The sequence below is a fragment of the Kribbella sp. DT2 genome, assembly GCF_049844575.1.
Taxonomy (GTDB): domain Bacteria; phylum Actinomycetota; class Actinomycetes; order Propionibacteriales; family Kribbellaceae; genus Kribbella.
Genome location: NZ_JBNCLH010000004.1, coordinates 551,186 through 573,559, shown reverse-complemented (window position 1 = coordinate 573,559; position 22,374 = coordinate 551,186). Strand labels below are relative to the sequence as shown.

The 22,374-nt window shown below is 70.5% G+C and carries 8 protein-coding genes; 3 read left to right on the top strand and 5 right to left on the bottom strand.

The features are described 5' to 3' along the window. Nucleotides 1-6 precede the first annotated feature (6 nt). Entirely contained in the window at nucleotides 7-14,571 is a 14,565-nt protein-coding gene (locus tag ACLQ2O_RS20770; protein ID WP_425833776.1) for a DNA/RNA non-specific endonuclease, read from the top strand. Next, nucleotides 14,571-15,128: a hypothetical protein gene (locus ACLQ2O_RS20765; protein WP_425833775.1), complete on the top strand. Its 558-nt coding sequence runs from the start codon at nucleotides 14,571-14,573 to the stop codon at nucleotides 15,126-15,128. Before ACLQ2O_RS20770 ends, ACLQ2O_RS20765 begins: the two co-directional genes overlap by 1 nt. Here ACLQ2O_RS20765 and ACLQ2O_RS20760 read toward each other — a convergent pair. Next, on the bottom strand, nucleotides 15,110-17,155 hold the full coding sequence (locus ACLQ2O_RS20760) for a penicillin acylase family protein (RefSeq protein WP_425833773.1): 2,046 nt from the start codon (nucleotides 17,153-17,155) through the stop codon (nucleotides 15,110-15,112). The two genes, ACLQ2O_RS20765 and ACLQ2O_RS20760, sit on opposite strands and share 19 nt — an antisense overlap. A 67-nt stretch (nucleotides 17,156-17,222) precedes the next feature. Here ACLQ2O_RS20760 and ACLQ2O_RS20755 point away from each other — a divergent pair, with 67 nt between their 5' ends. Then, a complete protein-coding gene (locus ACLQ2O_RS20755; RefSeq protein ID WP_425833771.1) occupies nucleotides 17,223-17,681 on the top strand; it encodes a GNAT family N-acetyltransferase in 459 nt (152 codons plus the stop codon). 2 nt (nucleotides 17,682-17,683) lie between these two features. Here the strand turns inward: ACLQ2O_RS20755 and ACLQ2O_RS20750 are convergent, their stop codons facing one another. From ACLQ2O_RS20750 to ACLQ2O_RS20735, 4 genes are read right to left on the bottom strand one after another with little or no spacing between them, the layout of a single operon-like run. Continuing rightward, a complete protein-coding gene (locus ACLQ2O_RS20750; protein WP_425833769.1) occupies nucleotides 17,684-19,183 on the bottom strand; it encodes an alpha-N-arabinofuranosidase in 1,500 nt (499 codons plus the stop codon). 27 nt (nucleotides 19,184-19,210) lie between these two features. Next, nucleotides 19,211-20,038 carry a carbohydrate ABC transporter permease gene (locus ACLQ2O_RS20745; RefSeq protein WP_425833767.1) on the bottom strand — a complete coding sequence of 276 codons (828 nt, stop codon included), beginning with the start codon at nucleotides 20,036-20,038 and terminating at the stop codon, nucleotides 19,211-19,213. Continuing rightward, the gene (locus tag ACLQ2O_RS20740) at nucleotides 20,035-20,973 is read right to left on the bottom strand and encodes a carbohydrate ABC transporter permease (protein ID WP_425833765.1); all 939 of its coding nucleotides are present in this window, start codon (nucleotides 20,971-20,973) and stop codon (nucleotides 20,035-20,037) included. The genes ACLQ2O_RS20745 and ACLQ2O_RS20740 overlap by 4 nt, the downstream gene beginning before the upstream one ends. 12 nt (nucleotides 20,974-20,985) lie before the next feature. Then, nucleotides 20,986-22,275, bottom strand: a complete 1,290-nt coding sequence (locus ACLQ2O_RS20735) for an extracellular solute-binding protein (RefSeq protein WP_425833762.1) — start codon at nucleotides 22,273-22,275, stop codon at nucleotides 20,986-20,988. Nucleotides 22,276-22,374 lie beyond the last annotated feature (99 nt).

Genomic DNA, 22,374 nt, shown 5'->3' with positions numbered 1-22,374 from the left:
CTAGCCGTGGGTGCGATCCCGGAGCCGACCACCGAGCTGTGGCTGTGGTTGCGGACGTACCTCGACGAGAACATCTGGCCGTCGACCGACGAGGCCGTCGTACGGCAGATGGCCGACGACTGGGGTTCGGCAGCGCAGGCGCTGACCGACATGATCACCGAGGCCGGAGCGGCCAACAACACACTGCCCGCGGTCTGGCCGGACTCCGTCGGGCAGATCTACCACCGCAACGTCGCCGACAAGCTCGCCGACTACCAGACCATGGTGCAGGCCTACCGCGACATGGAGAACCTGTGCCGCACCTTCGCCGGGCAGGTCGCCGCGCTGCGGAACTCCATCATCGCCGAACTCGTCGTCAACGCGGCCCTGTTCGCCGCCTTGGCCTTCTTCCCCGGTGCGGGGCTGCTGATGGGCCGGTTCGCCAGCCAGTTGGCGCTGCGGCTGATGGGCTACGCGCGGACCGCCGCGGGCGGCCTGCGGCCTGCTCTGACGACGGTTCCCCATGCCTTGCGCTTCGGCGGGGAACTGCTGGCCGAGGGTGTCGAAGAGATGGGAATCTCCCTGCTGGGAGACACCCTCAGCATCGCGGGCGGCTACCAGAAGGGCTACAACTGGGATCAGATGTGGCTCAGCGGCGGGGCCGGCGTACTGGGTGCCGGTGCGGCTCCCTTGCTCCGGCCGGTCGGCCGCGCGGCCTCGCTCCCGGCCGGGCGGCTCACCGACCGGTTGGGTGCGCCGCCCGGGCTCACCCGGACGGTCGAGCAGATGAGCAGCGGCTTCGTGGTGAACGGCATCACCTCGCCCTGGGCCGGAACGACCGTCCACGCGCTGGCCGACGGCCGGCTGCCGACCTGGAGCGAGTACGGCAACGCGCTCGTCACGCAAGGTCCACTGGCGGGAGTGCTCGCCTCTTCACGGGCTCTCTCCGTCAACGGTGGTATTGCCACTGGCAACATGCTCCGCGGAGACGGCTTCACCCTGCCGAATCCCCAGCTGGTCGGAGCGGGCCAAGCGGGTACCCCCGTCCCGATCGGCAACGGCGGAGGACCGGGCGGTCCGACCCCGGCCACTCCACAGAGCGACCCTGGCAACAACTCGCTGGCCCGAGGCCCCGGCCAGCCGGCGGCAGGTACCCCTTCGCCGACGGGAGGGACCGACAGTCCCTCCAACCCGTCATCAGCAGGTACGAACTCCACCGCCGGCGGGAATCAGCCAGGAGCCGGTCAGCAGCAGGCGCCTTCCGGCCAGCAGTCGCCGAACGACGTCGAGCAGCAGGTGGGGGGCCAGCAGCCGGACGGGCAGGAAGCCGGAGGCCAGCAGCCGGGCGCCGAGCAGCAAGCACCCGAGCAGCAAGCAACCGAGCAGGAAGCACCCGGCCAGCAGACTGATAGTGGCCCTGGGCAACAACCTGCCCCTGGCGACAGCGGCATGAACCCCACTGACGGCACCAACGGCTCCGAGTCCGGCGCCCGCCCCCCGCTCGGCGCCGCCGGCTCCGGCGGCGGACCGTCGCATGCACCGTCGTCCTCCGCGGTCGACCCGTCCACCACCCACACCGGCCCGACCTCCACCACCGCGCCGACCTCTACCACCGTCTCGCCCAACGGCGCGCCGGCCGCGCCCCAGGGCGCCCCGGTGCAAGGCCAGCCGGCCGCCCCCGCCCAAGCGCCCACCGGCACCGCCCAAGGACCGACCGGATCGCACGCCCCTGCCGGTACCCAGAGCCCTGCCGGTACCCAGAGCCCTGGCAGTGCCCAGAATGCTGCCGGCACTCAGAACCCTGCCGGCACTCAGCCGAACTCCGGCCGCACCGACCGACCAGCCGCGGACGAGGACTCCCCAGCACCAAGCCCGGCGGAGCAAGACCTGGCCGAATCCCCGCCCCTGGACACGACGGATCAACCCGCGCAACCGCAGGCTCCCGAGGCCGGCCAGGGCGAGACCACCACGGATCAGGTCGACAACTCCGTTCCCACCGCGGCCGGAGCCCTGGCCGCGGCCGCACCCGCAGCCGCTGCCGCTCCTACGCCGAACCCCTCCGTGACCCCGCCCACCAAAGCTCCCCTGCACACCCGCAGCACACAGACCCCGACCGGCCCACCGAGCGCCTCGACCGATCAGCCGACGCCTCCGACCGGCCCACCCAGCACGTCCGATCAGCCGGCTCCGGATGGCAACCCCTGGTTCGACTCGTCGGTTCCGTTCGCGCCCGCCGAGTCGGACGGCCCTGGACGCTTCAAAGGCCCGCTGTCCGTCGAGGCCGGCCGGAACGAGGCCCACTGGGCCGTCGGCGAGGACGGCCGCCTGCACCGGGTGACCGCGCGCATCCGGGAGGATCTCGCCGACGGGAGCCGGGGCGGAAAGGGCCGGAGCAAGACCAGGAAGGTCGTCGACGACTACGGCCTCGACGGCGACAACGGTGGTCACTACCTGGGCCGGCGGTTCTTCCGCACCGACGACTTCCGCAACCTGTTCCCGCAGAACGCGGAGTTCAACAAGGGCGCCTACGAGAATCTGGAGCAGGAGTGGGCGGCCTGGGTCGCCGAAGGCTACGAGGTCGAGGTCGAGATCGTTCCGGCCCCCGGCAAGTCACGCCCGGACTGGCTCACGGTCAACTACACCGTCCTCGACACCAGGTCAGGGCAGGAACAGGTCATCTGGACCAGCGGCGCAACCTTCGTCAACGCCACTGGCCAGGTCTACGTCGGCCACCTCGCCGCCGCGGCCCTGCGCGAGTACGAGGAGGCCGGCAACTATCGGGTCGGCGACAACGAGATCACCCGTACGGTCGACAGCGAAGGCGTCGTCGACACGGTGACCGCCGTCGTCCGTGAGACCGACCCGCGGCTGAAGGACGAGAAGCAGGCCGCCGGCAGAGCCTGGGCGGTCAAGCAGGGCGTGCCGCTGGACGCCGACGGGAACGCACTCGGTCACCGGCTGTTCGGGCCGGGAGGCGTGGCTCACCTGTTCCCGCACGGTCTGGTAATCGACGCCGAGGGCTACACGAAGCTGGAACAGGAATGGCTGGCCCAGCTCGCCGCAGGCGACGAGGTCACCATCACCGCCCGCCGGCTACCGACCCCCGGCCAAGCCGTGGACTCCGTCCACCTGAGCAACACGGCACCCCCCCGCTCAGGACCCAGTACGCCGGAATCTCCCACCCCACCACCAACCCCGACACCGAACGGCCCCACACCACAGGCCCCCACACCACAGGCCCCGGCTCCGAACGGCCCCGCGCCGCAAGGCCCGACGTCGGTCAGCTCGGCGCCGCAGGGGCCGGCTCCGGACAGTGCCGTGCCGCAGGGTCCGGCCTCGGACAGTGCCGCGCCGCAGAGCCCGGCACCGGACGGTCCCGCGCCGCAGGGCGGCGCGTCGGACAGTTCCGGCCCGGTGATCCCGGGATCCGAGGCAGTCGCCGATCCGGTGGTTCCGCCCGCGCAGGGGCCGGAGTTGTTCTCGCGGGAGACTCCGCGGACCAACCAGGAGGCCCTGGAGGCCAGCGACGGCCTGCCGCTGACGCAGGAGGTCATCGCCGAGGTCGCGGCCGCGGCCGGGGTCGATCTCAGCGAGGTCGAGGTCGTCATCGTGACCGAGCAGGACGAGCTGCGCTACCTGGACTACCAAGGCGCGTGTGCCTGTACGCCGGCCGAGCTCGGCGGGCGTCAGATCCGGCTCGGTCCGGCGAGTTTCACCGATCGGGTGACGCTGGCGGCGACACTGGCTCACGAGAAGACCCACGTGGACCAGCTCCGGGCGGGTGTCGACCTGAACTCCGAGATCCTCAAGGATCTGGAAGCCGAAGCGTACGCGAGCGAGAGTCCCGCACTGGAAAGGCTGAGGGCACATGACAGTGGTCAGGTTCGAGGTCGAGACGACGTTCGACCTCCCGGGCAGGGGTGGGGTGCTGGCCCCGGGACGGTTGCTGACGGGCGTGATCCAGGGCGGGACGACGCTGCGGATCGAGGGGACGGACCAGCCGGTCCGGGTCCTGGGTCTGGAATTCCCCTCTTCCGGCGGAACACCCCAGGAGGCCAGGACGGTAACCCTGCTGATCGACCGGACGGACGCCGCACCGATCGTCGCGGGGACAGTACTGATCAGCCTGGCCTGACCCCTCGAGCGGTGCCGTACGTCGCGGCCGCCGCGCCGGTCACCGAGCCCATCATCGGACGAGTCGCCTCGAACGAGTCGCCGAACCGGGCCGAGTGGAGCTACGGGCAGCCCGGCAAGCCGGACGAAGTGGTCCTCGAGCTGCACGAGATCCACCCGCCCGAGGCGCCACCGCGGATCGGCCGGGACACCCCCGCGCCGTACGCACGGATCGGACTGGACTGGGCCTTCGCGCGCGATCGTGCCCGGGAGCTGATTCCACCGGGAGTCACCGTCGATGCCGAACAGTTCCAGGAACTCGAGCAGCAGCTGCAGGAACTGATCCGCAGCGGGCACGAGCTCACCGTACGACTGCGCGCGGTGCCCGGCGCGACCACCGGCCAGAAGGCCCTGGAGGTCGCGGTCGCCGTGACGCCCCCAGCCACCGACGAAAAGGCTCACTACCCGGCACGGTCCGTCCTGGACATGATCGATGCTCTTGGCAAGCATCGCGCCGATCCCGTCGAGCGCTCTCCGCACCGCAACGACCGGTTCGTTCCCGGCTGGCTCCTGGTCGGTGCCCAGTCCAGCAAGCTCCTGCAGGAACTCGCCGCCCTTCTCGCAGGCAACCAGTTCAACAACTCGACCCCGCTGCTCGCCGACCTGGCCTCGGTGCAGCACGAAGGTAGTGACGTCTACCTGATCAAGACCCAGACCGGCGAGACCTTCCGCCTGGTCAAACGGGTCGTCCCACTCACCCCCGGCGTACAGCTGGAGTACGCCGTGCAACCGGGCAGAGTCCCCGTCGTCGAGCTACGACTGTCCGACCGCCTGACCCAGGACGAGATCGCCCCGCTCCTGGCCAGGGTGCTCGCCGAGTCCGCGGCGATCGTTCGCGGCGAGGCCGACGGTTCACAGGTGTTCCGCCCGGACAGCAACCCCGAGATCGACGCCGTACTGCGACCCACAGACGCCGGCGACCGCGCCGAACTCCGCCACTGGGGACACACCGAGCAGCAACTGACCACAGCCGACCGTGCCCGGACAGCGGCGATCCAGGAGGAGATCCGCAAACTCGCCCTGGCCATGGGAGTCGCGAACGAGCAGCCGAACACCGAGCTGCTGCGTTCCCTGCTCACCCAGGACGAGCGCGCGATCCTCGACCGGCTGGAGGATCGTGGTCAGTCGCTGACCGACGACCGGGTCAGCCGATCGCGCTACCTGGCCAAGGCGGTCCTGGGATCGGGCTGGTCGGCCGTCGTCCTCGGGACCGCGGCGGCGGTGTTCACCGGAAATCCTCTGGTCGGTGTCGGGATCGCGGTCCCGACGATCGTCAACGCCCTGGTCGGTTCCCTGTCCGAGCGGTACCTGGACGCGCAGAAGCAGCCGGGCAAGAAGCCCGCGTACGTCGCCGACCGGAAGCAGCGCGAGTTCGACCACCCGGGCCTCCAGGGACTGCTCGACGGCCCGGCGGCGGTCCGGCCCGAGCGGGTCAAGGTGCCACGAGCAACGAAGTGGGGCAACTACCTGATCCGTTACACCACGCCGACCCTGGCGACCGCGGCCGTCGCCGGAGCACTCACGCTGTTCGGCGTACCGGCGCTGTCGACGGCGATGGTGATCGCCTCCTCGGCGCTGGCCAAGTCGCTGGCCGAGCGGCTGGTCGACATGAAGAAGCTCGAGTTCAGGCTCCGCCGGGTGGACGCCACCGAACGCATCCGGCTGTCGGACAGCGCGCTGTTCGCCAACCAGCTGATCACCGAGATCACCGAACTGAGGACCCGTCTGGACCGAATCCTGGCCGCGTTGGACGTGCGCACCGGCCACCTGCCGGCCGTCGCCGAGGTGGCCCAGCCGCCAGTGGGGGTGACCCCGGTCAACCCGACGATCCCCGGTGCTCCGCCGTTCAGCATCACCCTGGCGGTGCAGCTCATCGAGAACGTCTCGGCCGCGACCCGCCGGGTGTTCGTCGGTGGTGGTGACCAGACGGTGGACGTCGACCCCACCGAGCTCGCCCGGCATGTGAGCGCGCAGCTGGAGGTCCTGCTGAACGCGGTCGGCCCTGCCCTGTTCGGCTCGGTCACCGGTGCGCTGGGGGACAAGTACTTCATCAACCGCGAAGAGGCGGCCAACGACTCCCGCAAGCAATGGGCGCGGACCGAGCAGGAGGCTGCCCAGGCGGCGGCGCTGGCCGAGATTCTGGCGCCTCGACTGGTCGCGTTCAGGCAACTGGCCACGCAACTGGAGGCGTTCACCGGAGCGTCACCGGACCTGGCCGACCGGGCCGCCGATCGAGGGCTGCCGGCACCGACCGCGCGCCTCGATGGTCCTCGCCCCAGCGGACAGTCGCACTGGACCGCGTACGCGATCCAGGTGGCGGCCGCCTCCCTCGGAGGCGCGGTCAGTGCGATCGGGCTCGACCTGATCTTCGACCTCCCGGACCTCGGTGTCGTCCTGACCGTGGCCGGTGCGGCAGCGGCGATCATCGGTACGCCGGTCTCTCGCTACCTGTTCCGGCGGTCGGAAATCGACCTGCAGGCCAAGCTCGAGTCGATCCTGGCCGACCACGCGGTGGACCGGGCGCGGCTGGTGGAGCAACAGGCGGTCACCGGCTATCTGGCCGAGCAGTTGGCGGCCAGGGCGCAGCGGGTCAGCGAGCTGACCGGACAGCGGCCGGTCGCCGAGGTACCGGCCGAGAACGATCCGCGCTACACCGATCACGTCCGGGCCGCCGTACGCCGGGCGGAGCTGGACAACGTGCCCCCTGGGCAGCCGGAGTCCAGCTACGACCTGGATGCCAGGGTGGAGCGCGTCGGCGCCCTGCGGCGGATCGACGACCTGGCCGCGGAGCTCGACCGGTTGGATGCTCGCGGGGTCGGAGGCAGCCTGCTGTCCGACGCCCGCGCCAGGCTGCGGTTCGCGATCGAGCTGTACGAAGCGATTGCCGATGGCAACGGATCACGAAAGACCTTCCCCGGGCTCGACACCGTCGATCCGGTGGCCGGCCGGCGGGTGGTCGGTGGGCCGACCGATCAGGCGCGTTTCGGCGCCGAGCAGGCGGTACGACGTCTGGTCGCCGAACCGGCCGGCAAACCGTTGCTGCTGGAGCGGCTGAAGGCTCTCGCGCAGCTGACGGCCGCGGCCGCCGCCGTCGACCACCAGGCGCTGCACGGCACGGACGAGTCTCGCGCGCTGGTGCAGGAACGATTCGACCAGGCGCTGGCCGAAGTGGCGCGACTGTGGCGGGAGGCCGGTGTTCCCAACGGCTTCGTGCTGCCCTCGGTGAGCGTTTCTCGTGGCCTGGACCGGGTCGGCGGGCAGGTCGTGATCCCGCTGCGGTCGGTTCCTCCGGTCCTGCCGAACCAGGGCGAGGGTGGGCGCCACCACCGGCCGGAGTCGGCCGGTCGAGGTCTGCTGGAGTTCAATCACGCGCAGGCCAGCGGCGCGCGATCGCTGTTCGGACCGGAGGCCGTGGTGGATCGCGCCGCGCTCGACACAGTGGAGCAGGGCCTCGCGTCTCTGGTCGAGCGTGGATACGGGGTGGAAGTCACCGTCGACCGAGTAGCCCGGCCGGGGCCGGACGCCGATCCGTTCCGCTTCACCGTCCGGGTGACCGACCCGAACGTGATCGGTCCGGCCGGGACCGAGGTCCACGGCCCGGCGACCCTTGCCGAGCTGCTTTCGTCGCTCGGCTTCGACAGCGCCCCGGGCCGTCACCGCACCGAGGAGTCGAAGGGGCGCCATCACGCGGCCGAGGCCACTGGGCGTCACCACGCGGACGAGTCGGCCGATCGGACGGTGGCCCAGGAGAATGAGGGGCGTCACCGGGTCGATGAACCGTCCGTCGATCGTTCGCGCCTGGACGATCGGTCCGACCTGCCCGGCGGTCGCCACCGCGCACCGGGGCCGGCCACCGAGGCAGCGTCTGTCGAACCAGCGGCTCCGGATCCGGTGCAGGCGGCGATGGAAGAGGCCGCCGCGCGGGCGGTGGCCGAGAGCGTGGCCGAACTGCTGCCTGGGGCGATTCCGCTGCAGGACGGTGGTTACCGGGCGACCCAGGCCAACGGACGCGACGTCGTGCTGGACCGTGCCGCTCTGGACGAGGTCCGTGCCGAGGCCCGCCGAGTGCTTGACGAAGGCAACGACCAGGAGACGGCCCGGGCCGCCGCGCGGAGCCAGCTGGAGAAACTGTTGCCTCCTGCAACAGAATCTGACACTGCTCAGCCGGTCAACCCGCTCGACGTCGGCGCCAGTCGCCGAGCCGCCCAGCGCATCGCCGACCGAGCTACCCGGCTCGCCCCTTCGCCGCTCTCACCCGGCGCTGATCCCGAAGCGAGCACCACCCCGACCACCCGCGCTACCGATCCGGAAGCGACGACCACCCCGACCACCCGTGGCGCCGATCCCGAAGCGACGACCAGCCCGACCACTCGCGGCACCGATCCGGAGGGGCGGACCGTCCACGCGCCCGAGGTGCAACGGACGCGGTTCGTCGCGGACGGACGGCCGGACGGGTCGCACGACTCGTCGGTGGAGACGGCGGCACTGGCGGCCACGGCTGCGATCGAGGCGGACTTCGGTGGACTGATCCAGGGCCGGCCCGGAGTGGTGGCCCCCGGTGTGGTCGTCGTCCAGACCGCCGACGGCCCGAGATACTTCCGGGTCAGCCGGAGTAACGTCCCCGATGGCCGGGTCGCCGCGACCAGGGTCCGCGCCGGGAGTTTCACCAAGCCTCACCTGGTCCGGATGCCGTCGAGCCTTGCCGAGGACCAGCTCACCCGGGCCTGGATTCACGAGATCAGCCACACGTTGCAGGAGCAGGCAGCTCCTCGGACCCGGCTGCAGCGCCTGCTCCGCCGGCCGTCGGCCCACACCGAGGACGCCTGTGTCGCCGCGCAGTTCAACGAGTTCCGGCTGCTGACCCGTCAACTCGCCGAGGCGTCGACGGACGAAGAGATCGCCGTACTGCGCAACGACCTCGAAGGTCTGGTCGAGGCGATCGGGCGTCGTCACCAGCCCCCCGTCCTGCCGTGGGACGCCGCGCCCTCGCACACGGCGCAGGCCGATCCGGTCGACGGCTTCGTCGCCGACGTGACCGAACAGTTCCACGACCTCCAGCGCCAGCTCGACGAACTGGACCGCCGGATCGCCGCGAAGCAGGAGGCGGCCGACCACGCCGCGGAATCGGCCCGCGAGGCCGAGCAGACGGCTACCGAGGCCCTGCAGGCTGCCGACTCCGGCCGGTTCGCACGCGCGCACCAAGCCGCCACGGATGCCGCCAAGAACGATGAGGTACGGCAGTGGCACGAGCAGGTGGCCGCGGGGTACCAGCAGGCGCGGCGGCAGCTGGAGACCGTTGCCGAAGGCTACCAATCGTTGCTGGCCGACGCGCGGTCGATGACCCCGGAGCTGCGCGCGCAGACCGCATCCGAGCTGGTGAACCAGCTGACGGCGTACGAACAACGGCTGGCCGAGGTGGCACCGCCGTTGATCGCGTTGACGAGCCTGCAGCCGACGGACTGGCTGCCGCACCTGTCGGCCCTGACCGAGCGGGTGAACGTCGTCCTGGCGGCCAACCAGGTCGATCAACGGTTCACCACGGGCGCGCTGCAGCATCGCCTCAACGCCGAGTTCGGCCAGGCGGTCACCAGCGACGGCGCGGTCCTGCGGGTCGGCCATGCCCGGCCGATGGAACTGCGGTTCCGATTGAGTGTTTCCGAGCTGATCGAGACGCTCGACCCTTCGGTCCGGGCCTCGGAGACGATGGTCGGCCTGCTCGGGCAGCCGTCGCGCAAGTTCGGGATCACGCAGAACGGCAGAGTTGGGGCCAGCGGCTCCTTCGGCCTCGGCACCCTGACGCGGCTGTTGGGCGAAGGGTCGGTGCTGAACGCGATCGGCCAGCTGGTCACGATCAAAGGCGAGCAGAGTTCCGGCCGCGGCCGGTCGGTCACCTCGACCGGCGCGCAGTACGCCCAGGACGGCTCGGTCGAGGACAACCGCGGCGAGTCTCTGCTGTACGCCGGCCGCGCGAGCTGGCAGCTGGAAGCCCGTCGGCCCGGCGATCAGGACTGGACCGTGGCCGCCCTCGAGGTCGACCGGGGCCAGGGCAAGGACGTCTCCCGCCTGCGTGCCTGGATATCGCACGCCTACACCGTGCTGGCGCCCACGACGACGTTCACCAACGGCAAGCAGCCGTCCGGCCGGCTGCCCAACAACGTCCTGGCCTCGCTGGACGGATTGCAGAGCCTGTCGGACGAGGTCCTGGCCGAGTTCGCCGACCATTTGAACGGCCGTGGCGACGAGGCGTCGTTGCTCCGCGAGCAGATCCAGGCGGCGATCACCCAGGATCTGCCGTCGCGGTTGGCGGAGAGCACCGAGCGGTCGGTCCTGCAGCCCCTGCAGGCCGGCGGCCGCCCGGTCGGCCATCTGCAGGTCAGGACCGAGGTCCGGTACGAGGAGGTCGAACTGGTCGGCCGACCGACCACGGCACACTGGCAGGAAGGTGTCCGGGTCGGCTTCAGCAACGCCAGCGGTCAGCAGGCCTTCTCGGCCAGTACGACGGTGAACGCCACCGTCGGGTACGGCGGGCAGGAGCTGAACGACCTCGGCGACACCGGCGTCGACCTCGGTCCGACGGCGACCGGTGGTCGTTCGCTCAGTCGTTCGGAGTCGTTGAGCGGCGGCGGCGTCGGGATCCACGTCGGCGTACAGCGTTACACCGGTCCGACGCAGGGCTACCGGATGGTGTTCGAGCACAAGGTGACGCTCGTCCTGGACGGCGAGTCGCAGGGCACCGTGACCGGTCGCACCGAGGGGCTGACGCGGTTGCGCACCAGCGACGCCTACCGGCACGGTCTGCCGGTCGCCGAGAGCGCGTTCGTGCACGACAACCACGGCAACAGGGTGCTGGTGAACGGCGATCCCCTCCTGCACGGTGAACCTCGGACCGCGGTGGATGTCCCGGGCCGGCGACTCGAGTTGCCGGCGTGGCTCACCGGCGGGAGGAGCCGGGTGAGCGGCGCGGGTCCTGGACTCGCCCAGCGAGTGACCGGTGGCGAACAGGCGCTCGCGGACCTGGTCGGTCCGCTGGCCGAGCGCGGATTCCTGCCGCCGCTGAACGACCAGGGCGATCCGGACCTGGCCCGGATGACGAACGACCCGCAGCTGGCGCGGGCGCAGCTTCTCAACCTGATGGAGCTGCGCGAGCAGCTGTCGGTCAACCGGCTCGAAGCGGGCTACGACATCGCCGTTCAGAACGGCATCGTGGTCACGCTCACCACCCCGGGCCAGACGCTCAGCCTGCGCATCGATCTCCACCCCGGGCCGCCGTCGGCGGTCGGCGTCACGACCGACGAAGCGATGGTGACGCTCAACATCGGATCCGACAGCGCGAGCCGGACCGACGGCTGGTCGAAATCCCTGCCCTGGAGGGCGTCGCCGCTCGGGTACAGCCAGGACGGTCCGGCCGGTGTCACCGTCAAGTCGGGAGTGTCGTACGGGCGTCAGGCGCTCGGCCGGGTGATGGGCTGGTTCACCGGCGGGACGCTCAACCAGGTCACGCTGGTCGAGAGCCGCTCGCCGGTGGCGGCGTTCGAGGTCCCGCACCGGCTGGAGGTGGTCGAGCTCGGCAGCGAGGACGTCGTACTGCATCGCGGCGCTCCGGGAAGCTCGGCACGGATCCTGGTCGACACCGATCTGCTGCCGTCGACCGATGTGGCTCCGGCCGAGGTCATCTCCGGGCCGGTCAGCGACAAGGTGCTCGACCGCGCCACGTTGGTTGCCCTCGACACCCATGACCTGAACCGGGTGCTGCAGGCGGTGGCCGGACAGGACCCGACGGCGCGGCACCACCTGGCCGCGTTCCTGGACCCGCGCAACCTGCTGGCCCACCCGGAGTGGGCCCGCGGCACCCATCGCACCGACGTGGTGGTCCGTGGCGCCGGGCCGGTCTCGACCCGCGGTGGCCTCGCCGTGAACGGACGGATCGGCGACGTCGTCCTGCTCGGGGTGACCGACGCGGTGGCCGGTGACATCAACCTGGCGCTGACCAGCCACGGCCTGTCCGCCGGGCGGAGCACCGGTGGGCAGACGTCGGTCAACCTCGGCGCGAACGCCGAAGCCCAGGGCGGCACGGTGTCCGGTGAGTCCGGCATGACGACCTCGGCCTCGCGAACCGACCAGACCATCGCCGGTGTCGAGCGTCTGACCATCGAGGTCGGCCGGCACTACCTGCTGTCCGGGACGGCCGGTCTGACCGTGACGGCCGATGGAAAGCCGGTGCCGGCCGACGCGACGGTCGTCTTCCAGGTGGCCGAGCGCGACGTCCTGCAGTTCCACGTCGACGGCGAGCTGACGCTGCCGCTCGCCCAGGTCGCGGATGTCGTCGAGCGTTATCTGAACGGCAGCCTGGAGCTGGACCGGAGGCTGGCCACCGGACTCGTCCGGCAGTACCGGGCCGCGTTGGCCGCTGCAACGGCTGCCGGTCAACCGACTCCGTCGCTGTCGGCATCGCATACGTCTCGGGTGTTGCTGGAGAAGCTGCAGCCGCAGCACGGCAAGCCGACGCCGCGGAGCAAGGAAGCGCAGCTGGACCTGGTTCTGGACCGAGCCGAACGCGTGGAGGCGCTCAGCAAGGTCGACCTCCCGGAGCACTACCGGGAGAACCTCGGGTCGAGCCTGGTCGAGCAGGCTTCGCTGTCCGATCAGGGGCAGGAGGTGACCTTGCTCGACCGGGTCCGTGCCCTGATGACCGAACAGCTCGGCATCACCCCGGAGAGCGATCCGGTCCTGGCCGAGGCCCTCGCGGCCGACCTGGCGGGCAAGCGCTGGTGGGGACGGTTGGAGGACATGCTCGGCGGGCGCGGTTTCACCCGTGACTATCCGGTCGGGCAACCTGGACAGCTCGGCGCGCAGCAGATCAGGCTGACCATCCGGGCGACCTTCGCCGACGAAGTGGTCTCGCTCGGCGTTACCAAGAAGACGATCAGCATCGTCCAGCGCTACCTGTACGGCGAACGGATCCGCGGCGTCACGAAGGGCAGGTCACTCGGGGCCGGCCTCGACGGCGGCGTACAGGAAGGGCAGAGCGGCAGCGTCGGCACCGATCGGACCGGTTCCAGTGCCACCGCGGTCGGGGAGCAGACGACCCGCCTGGAACGGATGGCGACGTTCGAGGGGCAGCACCGGGTGCGGCGCGGCGTGAAGTTGACCCTCGAGGTGGCGTCGCAGGCCACCGCGACCCCGTCGCGGACGTGGGTCGGCCGCACGCTCACCCGGACGGAGTCGCCGCTGACACCGCTCGCCCCGGCGACGCTGGACGGAGAGATCACCCAGCTCATCCCGCTGCGCATGATGCCCGAGCAGCAGCAGCCCGACGGGCTCGAGGCGGCCGCGGGGCAGCCGATGGGTTCGCTGAACGAGCGCGGCGTACCGGACGCGTACTTCGTGGAAGGGTCCACCAGCGAGCAGCTGACCGACACGATCCTGGAGCAGCTGACGGAGCTGCTCGGGCAGTCCGGGATGCGGGTGCACCGCGCCGAGCTGGACGTGATGCTCTCGACGGTCACCCTGAACGCGTCGTTCAGCCGAATGGCGCAGGACGGAGGGGTCGCCGTCCTGCGGCTGCCCCTGCCGGGCTACACGTCCCGGATCGTCGAGGTCAAGGTCGGCGCGACGGTGGTCGGTGCTCAGCTGATCGGGAACCCGGTCGACGACGTGGAGATCGGCGAGGTCAACCGCAGCCAGCACACGGTCACCCACACAGTGACCTCGGGCCGCGTGCTGCCGGTGGATGGTGGGGCGAAGGCCGAGGATTCCGGCACCGAGGTGAGCGGCGGGGTGACCGCGGGGGATCAGCTCGCCGACCAGACCGCGGACGGTCGCGGCGTACGGCGGGAACGCAGCCGGTTCGAGAAGGGACGGGTGGTCACCGTCCGGGTCGACGTGGCCTACGACGTCACGCTGGTCGAGCAGCAGCTCCGCCGCAGTGGGGAAGTCCGGCTCGGCCAGGAGACCCAGCTCGAACAGGCACCGCGCGGCGTCGCCTACCTGACGATGTTTGAGACGGACTACCGGCAACTGGAACAGTTCCTGTCCCCGGAAAGCACCCCCGGCCCCGAGGCCGTTGCCCCCGGCCCGGCGGTCGCACCAGGCCAGGAGGGCGGGCGGGGTGCTGCTGATCTCGAGGCGTGGTTGCGGGGCGAGCTGCATCCCGGCAGCAGTCAGGGCGGTCCGGCCGCGCAGAACCAGCCAGGTGACTCCAGTCCGGACAACTCCGCGACTGCCAACGGCGACCAGCAGGCCGGCGACCAGCAGACCGGCGACCCGTGGTCCCGGTTCCCGGCACCGCCGACCCTCCTCGCGAACCGGGTCACCGACCTGGAGGAAGACGACGAGGACGACGAGGAGAAACTGCGGCAGGCGGGCGTTCGCCTGCGGGACAGCGTGGCCGAGGCGACCGGCGGGACAGGGAGCCGATAATGGAACCGACCGCTGGTGCCGCCCTAGGAGACGAGGAGTCGATCATGGTCCTTCCGCCGGCCCGGACCCGGGACGAGGCGTTCGTCTATCTTGATCTGACGCCGTGCGGGCAGTGCGGGTCGGTCGAGGTCGATTGGCGGCACGGGATCGCGCAGGCCGACGGTGAATTGGTTTCGGCGTACGACGGCACCTGTCAGGGCTGTGCGGCCGAGCGCGAGTACCTGTTCCGGCTGCCGGCGCGGGAGCACGCGGGCGGCACCCCGAACTTCGGCGGAGCCGAACCGTCGGAACTGATCGATCCCGGCCAGTGGCTGGATCTGGCCGACCAGCTGATGTCGGCGGTCCCGACCGACGACCCGCGGGCGGCCGATGACTCGGCGAGGTTTGCTGCGGCGGCGGTGGCCGAGGTGCTGAAGTTCGTTCCGCCCGGCGCCGCGGCGGTGCCGCCGGAGCTGTTCTGGTCCGGTGCCGGACGTCAGGTGTACGACGAGCAGCCCGGCCGCTTCCGCTGCGACCGGCTGCAGGTCGTACTCGACACCTACTCCGGCGTCAGCTGATCCCAGTCGGTCACGATCGGCGCCAGCTCGCCCCGCAGCCACAGCGGGAGCTGGTCGTGGTGGTGCTCGTCGCCCAGTACGCCGGACGCCCCCAGCGGCACGCTCCACCCGCTCTTCGTGCGGTCCCCGAGATCCCACGCGTACCGCGCGGCCGAGGCCCGGACGGACAGGTCGGTCGTCCCCGGCACGCTCGACGTCGACCACACGCAGTGGTGGTCGCCGGACAGCCCGAGGTCGATCGGCTGCTCGTCGCGGGTGAACAGCGGCCCGCGGATCACCTGGATCGGCGACAACTGGTGGGTGTCACCCCACGGCCCACGTGGTTTCCTCGCAGCGACCTCTTCCAGCGACTCCCGGAGCAACGCGGAGAAGTCGATCTCCAGGTCGCTGACGAGCAGGTTCTCCAGCGCGAACGACACGTGCGTCAGCAGATCCAGGTACGGCAGGAACATCTCCGTGCCGTCGAGGTCGTCCAGCGCGGCCAGGACCGGGTGCTCGGTGATCCGGCGGCTCAGCGCCTTCCGGATCGCGGCGTAGCTGGACGCCGTCGTACTGGCCGCGTCCATCCGGCGGTCCCACCGTTGCAGGCGGTCGCGCAGCTCGACGGCCCCGGCCGACAGCCCGGTCAGGTCACGCAGCGGGTCGAGAATGCTGCCGGCCGATCCCAGCCAGGTGTCGGTGTGGATCGTCGGCATCTCCTCGACCGTCCACCGGTCCCGCGCGGTCAGCAGCTCACGGATCCGCCGGTACCGGTGCGGAGCGGCGAACTCGACCCCGAGCGGTGCGGCCAGGTCGCGCGTGTTGGCCATCGCGGCGACGCCGTCAACCGTTGCCCTCGGCATCGGATCGATCCAGCCGTCCCACTGGTGCCTGCTCTCCCAGGCCGGTACGACGCGCAGCTGGTTCTCCGCGTCCCGCCGCGGGACGAGCCCGGCGGTCCGGTGCAGCAACCCGCCGGCGGTATCGGCCGCGAGCACGACGTTGACCGGCTCGACCCATCCCTCCAGCGCCTCGTCGACCGCCGCCACATCGGTTGCCTGAAGCAACAAGGGGAGCACCTCGAAGCCAAGCCGGCCGGTCACCCGCGGCGGGTACCGCAGGCTGACCCCGCGCGCGAAGTCCGGCCCGCCGATCACCACCGGCCCGCGTGCCGTCTCGATCACCTCGACCGCGATGGCGTTCCGGCCGGCGATCTCCACGGACTCGGTGTGCACCTCGGCGGTCTCCCAGCCGTCCGGGCCGAGCGCCTCCACGCCATCCGCCGTCCGCCGGAGCTGCTCCTCGAACAGGTCCTGGTAGTCGGCGGCCGCGTTCGTGATCGCCCAGGCGACGTCGCCGGCGTGGCCGAAGTGCGCGATCCCGGGGATACCCGGAACGGCCAGGCCCAGTACGTCGTACGAGGGGCAGGCCAGGCGGATCTGCTGGTAGACGCCCGGGCTCTCGACGTACCGGTGCGGGTCGCCCGCGATCAGCGTCGTACCGGTCGCGGTCAGAGCGCCCGGGACCATCCAGCCGTTGCTGCCCGACGTGTGCGGGCCCTCGGAGCTGAACAGCTCCATCGCCTCGTCGCCGAGGTGCAGCGCGACCTGCTCACGCCACAGCTTGGACGGGAACCCCGCGAACAGGATGTGGATCGCCATCCAGATCCCGAGCGGCGTCCACGGCTCCCACTCCTGCGGGGTCAGCCCGGTCCTGGCGAACTCAGGAGCCCGCGCGGCGCCGGCCGGAAGGCCCTCGTTGACGCCGGCGACGTACGCCTCGACCCACGCGCGGGTGTCGTCGTCGAGCGCCCGGAAGCAGCGTTCGGCGGTGTCGGCCAGGCGGGCCTGCCGGGCGAAGACGTCCCAGGCCACGGCGTCCGGGCCGAGGACGGCGGCCGTCGTACCGAGGTACTTGCGGCGCTGCGTCTCGATCTGCCAGGCACGGTCGGCCGCGACGTTGCGTCCCTGCAGCCGGACCAGGGCCAGCGGATCGTCGGCGCGCAGGTGTGGCACTCCCCAGCTGTCCCGGTAAACCTTCACACGCATCCCTTCGAGCGGACCGGCCACAGCGTTGGGTGGCGCGCCTGACACGTTATCGGGTTAGCGTGGACAGGTGATCCGTCCGATCGACCCGGCCGACCCGGGGGTAGCGCCACGTCTTCTCGAGGTCCAGCACCGCGCGTACGCCGTCGAGGCCGCCCTGATCGGCTTCGACGGGATCCCGCCGCTGCAGGAGGACCTGTCCGGCCTGATGGCGTCGACCGAGCGCTGGCTCGGCTGCTTCACCGACGAAGTCCTGGTCGCCGCCGTCGCCTACGACGTCCCCGACCACGAGACCCTCGACATCACCCGCTTGGTCGTCGACCCCGCGCACGCCCGCAAGGGCCACGCCACCGCCCTGCTCGACGCCCTGGACGACCTGGAACCACGCGGCCTCTCCCTGGTTTCCACCGGTACGGCGAACGCCCCGGCGGTCAAGCTGTACCTGGGCCGCGGCTACCACGAGTCCGAGCTGCTGGAGGTCGCCCCGGGCGTCAGCATCACCCGCTTCCGCCGGGAACGCGTGCTCTGAGGTCAGGCCAGGCTGAGGGCCGTCCACGAGATCGGCGGCAGGCTGATGGTCAGCTTTCCGTCCTCCAGGCGCACGCCCTGAGCCTCCCGCGGAACCACCCGGTCCGGCTGGGCCGCCGAGTTCACCGCCAGCCGGTCGTCGTCGGCGAGCGTCAGCGCCTCCTCGACCGTCGTCACCCCGGTCCGGCTGACGTCGACCGAGACCTCGATGGTCTGGTCGAGCGACCGGTTGACCAGGAAGACCGCCAGCTTTCCCTCGTCGTACGTCGCCACCGCGTCGACCGCGGCCACCTCGCCGAACTTCTCGGTCTCGACGGTCGGCGAAGAAGTCTCGACCCGCAGCACCTGACCGGCCGCGAGCCGCGAGGTGATCGCGAACGGGTGGAACGTCGGCTGCCGCCAGGCCGGGCCGTCGGGCTCGGTCATGATCGGCGCGATCACGTTCGCCAGTTGCGCCAGGCAAGCGACCGCGACCCGGTCGCTGTGCCGCAGCAACGAGATCAGCAGGTTGCCGACGACCACGGCGTCGGTGAGGTTGTACTCGTCCTCGATCCGCCGCGGCGCCACCTCCCACGCGTCGGGAGCGCCGTCGGTCAGTCGTGAGCGGTCCTTGTACCAGACGTTCCACTCGTCGAACGAGATGTCGATCCGCCGCTTGCTCTTCAGCTCGGCGCCGACGTGGTCGGCACTCGCGACGACCGCGTCGATGAAGCGGTCCATGTCCACGGCCGAGGCCAGGAACGACGCCGGGTCGTCGTTGTCGTCGCCGTAGTACGCGTGGCACGAGATGTGGTCGACCAGGTCGTAGCACTCCCGCAGCACCTCACGCTCCCACGTCCCGAACGTCGGCATCCCCGAACCGGAGGAGCCGCAGGCAACGAGTTCCAGGTCGGGCTCGACCATTCGCATCGCCCGCGCGGTCTCGGCCGCGACCCGCCCGTACTCGCTCGCTGTCTTGTGCCCGATCTGCCAGGGCCCGTCCAGCTCGTTGCCCAGGCACCACAGCTTGATCCCGTACGGCGACGCCGCGCCGTGCTCGGCGCGCAGATCCGACAGCGCCGTACCGCCCGGGTGGTTCGCGTACTCCTGCAGGTCGAGCGCCTCCTGGACACCGCGCGTGCCCAGGTTGAGCGCCATCATCGGCTCGACCCCGGCCTTCGCGCACCAGCGGACGAACTCGTCCAGGCCGAACTGGTTGGTCTCGATGCTGTGCCAGGCCAGCTCCAGCCGGCGCGGCCGTTCGTCGCGCGGACCGACGCCGTCCTCCCAGCGGTAGCCGGAGACGAAGTTGCCGCCCGGGTACCGGACGAGGGAGACGCCGAGCTCCCGGGTCAGCTCCAGGACGTCCTTGCGGAAGCCGTCCTCGTCGGCGGTCGCGTGGCCCGGCTCGTAGATACCCGTGTAGACGCAACGGCCCATGTGCTCGACGAACGTGCCGAAGGTCCGGCGGTTGACCGGGGCAACGGTGAAGGACGGATCGAGGATCAGTGCGGCAGAAGGCACGAGGGAATGCTCCTTGGTGGTTGAGGTCTAGCCCTTGATTCCGGCGTCGCCCACACCGCGGACGACGTGTCGCTGGAAGAGTGCGTAGACGATCAGCAGCGGCAGCCCGCCGAGCACGGCCGAGGCCATGATCTGGGCGTAGCGCAGGCCGTACGAGCCCTGCACGTTCGCCAGCCCGACCGGGATCGTCATCATCGACGGGTCGGTGGTCACGATGAACGGCCAGAGGAAGTTGTTCCAGGCCCCGATGAACGTGAAGATGCCGACGGCAACGAGGATCGGTTTCGACATCGGCACCATCACGCCCCAGACGATCCGCCAGCGGGTCGCGCCGTCCACCCGGGCGGCGTCCTCGTAGTCGCGGGAGACGCCGTCGAAGAACTTCTTCAGCACGAACACCATCACCGGCGCGACCACCTGCGGCAGCACCACGCCCCAGTAGGTGTCGACCAGCCCCAGGCTCGACATCTCCTGGAACAGCGGGACGATCAGCACCTGCGGCGGGACCAGGATCCCGGCGATCACCACGCCGAAGATCACCTTCCGGCCGGGGAACGTGGTCCGCGAGAACCCGTACGCCGCCAGCACGGAGACCAGCAGCGTCAGCACGGTCACGAGCACCGCGACCACGGTGCTGTTCACGAACCAGCGCAGGATCGAGCCCTGGTCGAGGACACTCTGGTACGCCGCGGAGGTGGGTGCCGAGGGCAACCACGTGATCGGCGTACGGGTCGTCTCGGTCTCGGGCTTGAGCGACGTGATGAGTGCCCACAGCAACGGCACCAGCCAGAGCACGGCGAGTAGCGCGGCGCCGACCGCGATCGCGGCCTTCGGGAACGTGAGCCGCTTCGTCATCGCGCCTCCTTCCGGCCGCCGAACAGCTTGAACTGGGCCACGGACACGATCACGATGATCGCGAAGAACAGGTAGGAGACCGCCGAGGCGTAGCCGATCCGGTAGCTGGTGAAGCCGCTCTCGTAGATGTACTGGATGATCGGCCGGGTCGCGTAGTTCGGTCCGCCGTCGGTCATCAGGTAGATCTGGTCGAAGATCTTCAGTGACGCGACCAGCTGCAGCACGACGATCAGCCCGGTGGTCCGGCCGAGCAGCGGCAGCGTGATCCGGAACAGCGTCTGCCGCCCGTTCGCGCCGTCGATCGAGGCCGCCTCGTAGACCTGCGCCGGGATGCCCTGCAGCGCGGCCAGGTAGAGCAGGAAGTTGAACCCGACGGTCCACCAGACCGTCGTGATCACCACCGCGAGCATCGCCCGGTTCTCCGCGTTCAGCCAGTCGATCTCGGCGAACCCGCCGGCCGTCAGCAGCCCGTTCACCAGGCCGAAGCCGGGCTGGTAGATCCACACCCAGATCAGCGTGATGACCGTGGCCGGCAGCACGAACGGCGCGAAGTACGCGAACCGCAGCAGCCAGCCGAACACCCCACGCCGGTTGGCCAGCAGCGCCATCACCAGCGCGATCAGCACCAGTGGCGGCGTACTCATCGCCGTGAAGACGAGCGTGTTCTTCAGCGAGTCCCAGACCGCCGGGTCGCCGAACAGCTCACGCCAGTTCGCCAGGCCGAGGAACTCCTGCTGCACACCGGCGAGGCTGGTGTTGAAGAAGCTGTTCCAGAACCCGGCCAGCGTCGGCCAGAGCAGGAAGAGCACGAAGAAGATCCCGAACGGCGCGACGAAGAACAGTCCGCCCCAGCGCTCGGTCCAGGGCGGACCGTTGGGTGGCTTTGAAGAGGCAGCGTCCGTACTACGGGGGCGGGCGGGTGTCTGCACGGCCATGATGCGCTCCTGTCAGACCGGGGACGGAGTGTCGAGCAGCTTGCGCGTGGCCGCCTTGAACTGGTCGAGCCCCTGCCGCGGCGTCGTCCGGCCCGAGAACACCCCGGAGAAGGCGGCCGCCGCCTCGTTCTGCAGCTGCGCGCCCGAACCGCTGAACCACGCGTCCGGGTCGAACAGCACGTCCGTCGCGACCGAGCGGTACTCGGCCTGCGGCTTCAGCTGCAGGTACTCCGGGCTCCTGACCACCGGCTGGTACGCCGGGATGTGGCCGCCGGCGGCCCAGTCGGCGCTGTTCTTCAGCATCCAGGCGATGTACTCGACCGTCGCCGCGGTGTCCTCGTCGCTGCGTGCCGCCTGGTGGGGCATCACGAAGGTGTGCGCGTCGCCGGCGAACTTCGGTACGTCGTACACGACCGGGAACGGGGCCATGCTGAACGGGAGCTTCGCGGCCTGGTACGTCGTCACCTCCCACTCGCCGTTGAAGCTCAGCCCGGCGTCGCCGTTGCTGAACTGGGCGACCAGCGCTGGGTAGTCGGCCGACTTCGGCGTCAGGCCGTCGGCGGCGAGTTTCGCCATCAGCTGCAGGGCTTCCAGCGCCTTGGCGTCGTCGAGGACGAGCTCCTGGCCGGACTCGTCGAAGAACTCGCCCTCGAGCTGCCCGTACAGCGTCCACCAGATCCGCCACGGGTTGGTCGTCTCGACCGACGCGGCGAACGTGCCGGTGACGTCCTTGACCGCCTTCAGCATCTCGAAGAACGCGTCGACCCCTTTGACGGTCTTGATCCGGCCGTCGGGGCCGAGCAGGCCGGCCTTCTGGCAGATGTCGGTGTTGTAGTAGAGAACGAACGGGTGCTGATCGAGCGGTACGGCGTACAGCCGGCCGTCGACGTGGCACTTGTTCCAGGTCTCGGGGAGGAAGTCCTGCTCGGTGATGCCGGCCTCGGCCAGCAGGTCGACGGGGATCGGGTCGAGCATCGTGCTCGGGCTGAAACCCTTCAGGCGGGACAGGTGAAGGGTCGCGACCTCGGGCGCTCGCCCGTCGGCGGCGGACATCGCGAGCTTGGTGTAGAACGGCGGCCCCCAGGCCAGCGTGTGCGCCTCGAACGCGATGTTGTTGTGCTCGGCAACAAACTTGTCGTGGATCTGGAGCAGCCGCGCGCCGTCACCACCGCCGAACAGGTTCCACTCCCGGACGCGGGCGTCACGCCCACCGAACGCACCGCAGCCGGTGAGTGCGGCAGCACCGGCCAGGCCGAGCGCACCGGTCAGCACCGAGCGTCGGGAAGGTCTGCTGACAGTCATCTTCGTGTCCTCCCAGGGCGGTGGGGCACGTCTCTACATCGGTGTATTACATCGGTGTAGAAGGATGATGCCGTCGCTCTTCGGGAGCGTCAAGAGGTC

Bases quoted from the DNA above. Each gene is read 5' to 3' on its own strand.
- ACLQ2O_RS20765 (WP_425833775.1), top strand. From the start codon at position 14,571: ATGGAACCGACCGCTGGTGCCGCCCTAGGAGACGAGGAGTCGATCATG.
- ACLQ2O_RS20760 (WP_425833773.1), bottom strand. From the start codon at position 17,155: ATGCGTGTGAAGGTTTACCGGGACAGCTGGGGAGTGCCACACCTGCGC.
- ACLQ2O_RS20745 (WP_425833767.1), bottom strand. From the start codon at position 20,038: ATGACGAAGCGGCTCACGTTCCCGAAGGCCGCGATCGCGGTCGGCGCC.
- ACLQ2O_RS20740 (WP_425833765.1), bottom strand. From the start codon at position 20,973: ATGGCCGTGCAGACACCCGCCCGCCCCCGTAGTACGGACGCTGCCTCT.
- ACLQ2O_RS20735 (WP_425833762.1), bottom strand. From the start codon at position 22,275: ATGACTGTCAGCAGACCTTCCCGACGCTCGGTGCTGACCGGTGCGCTC.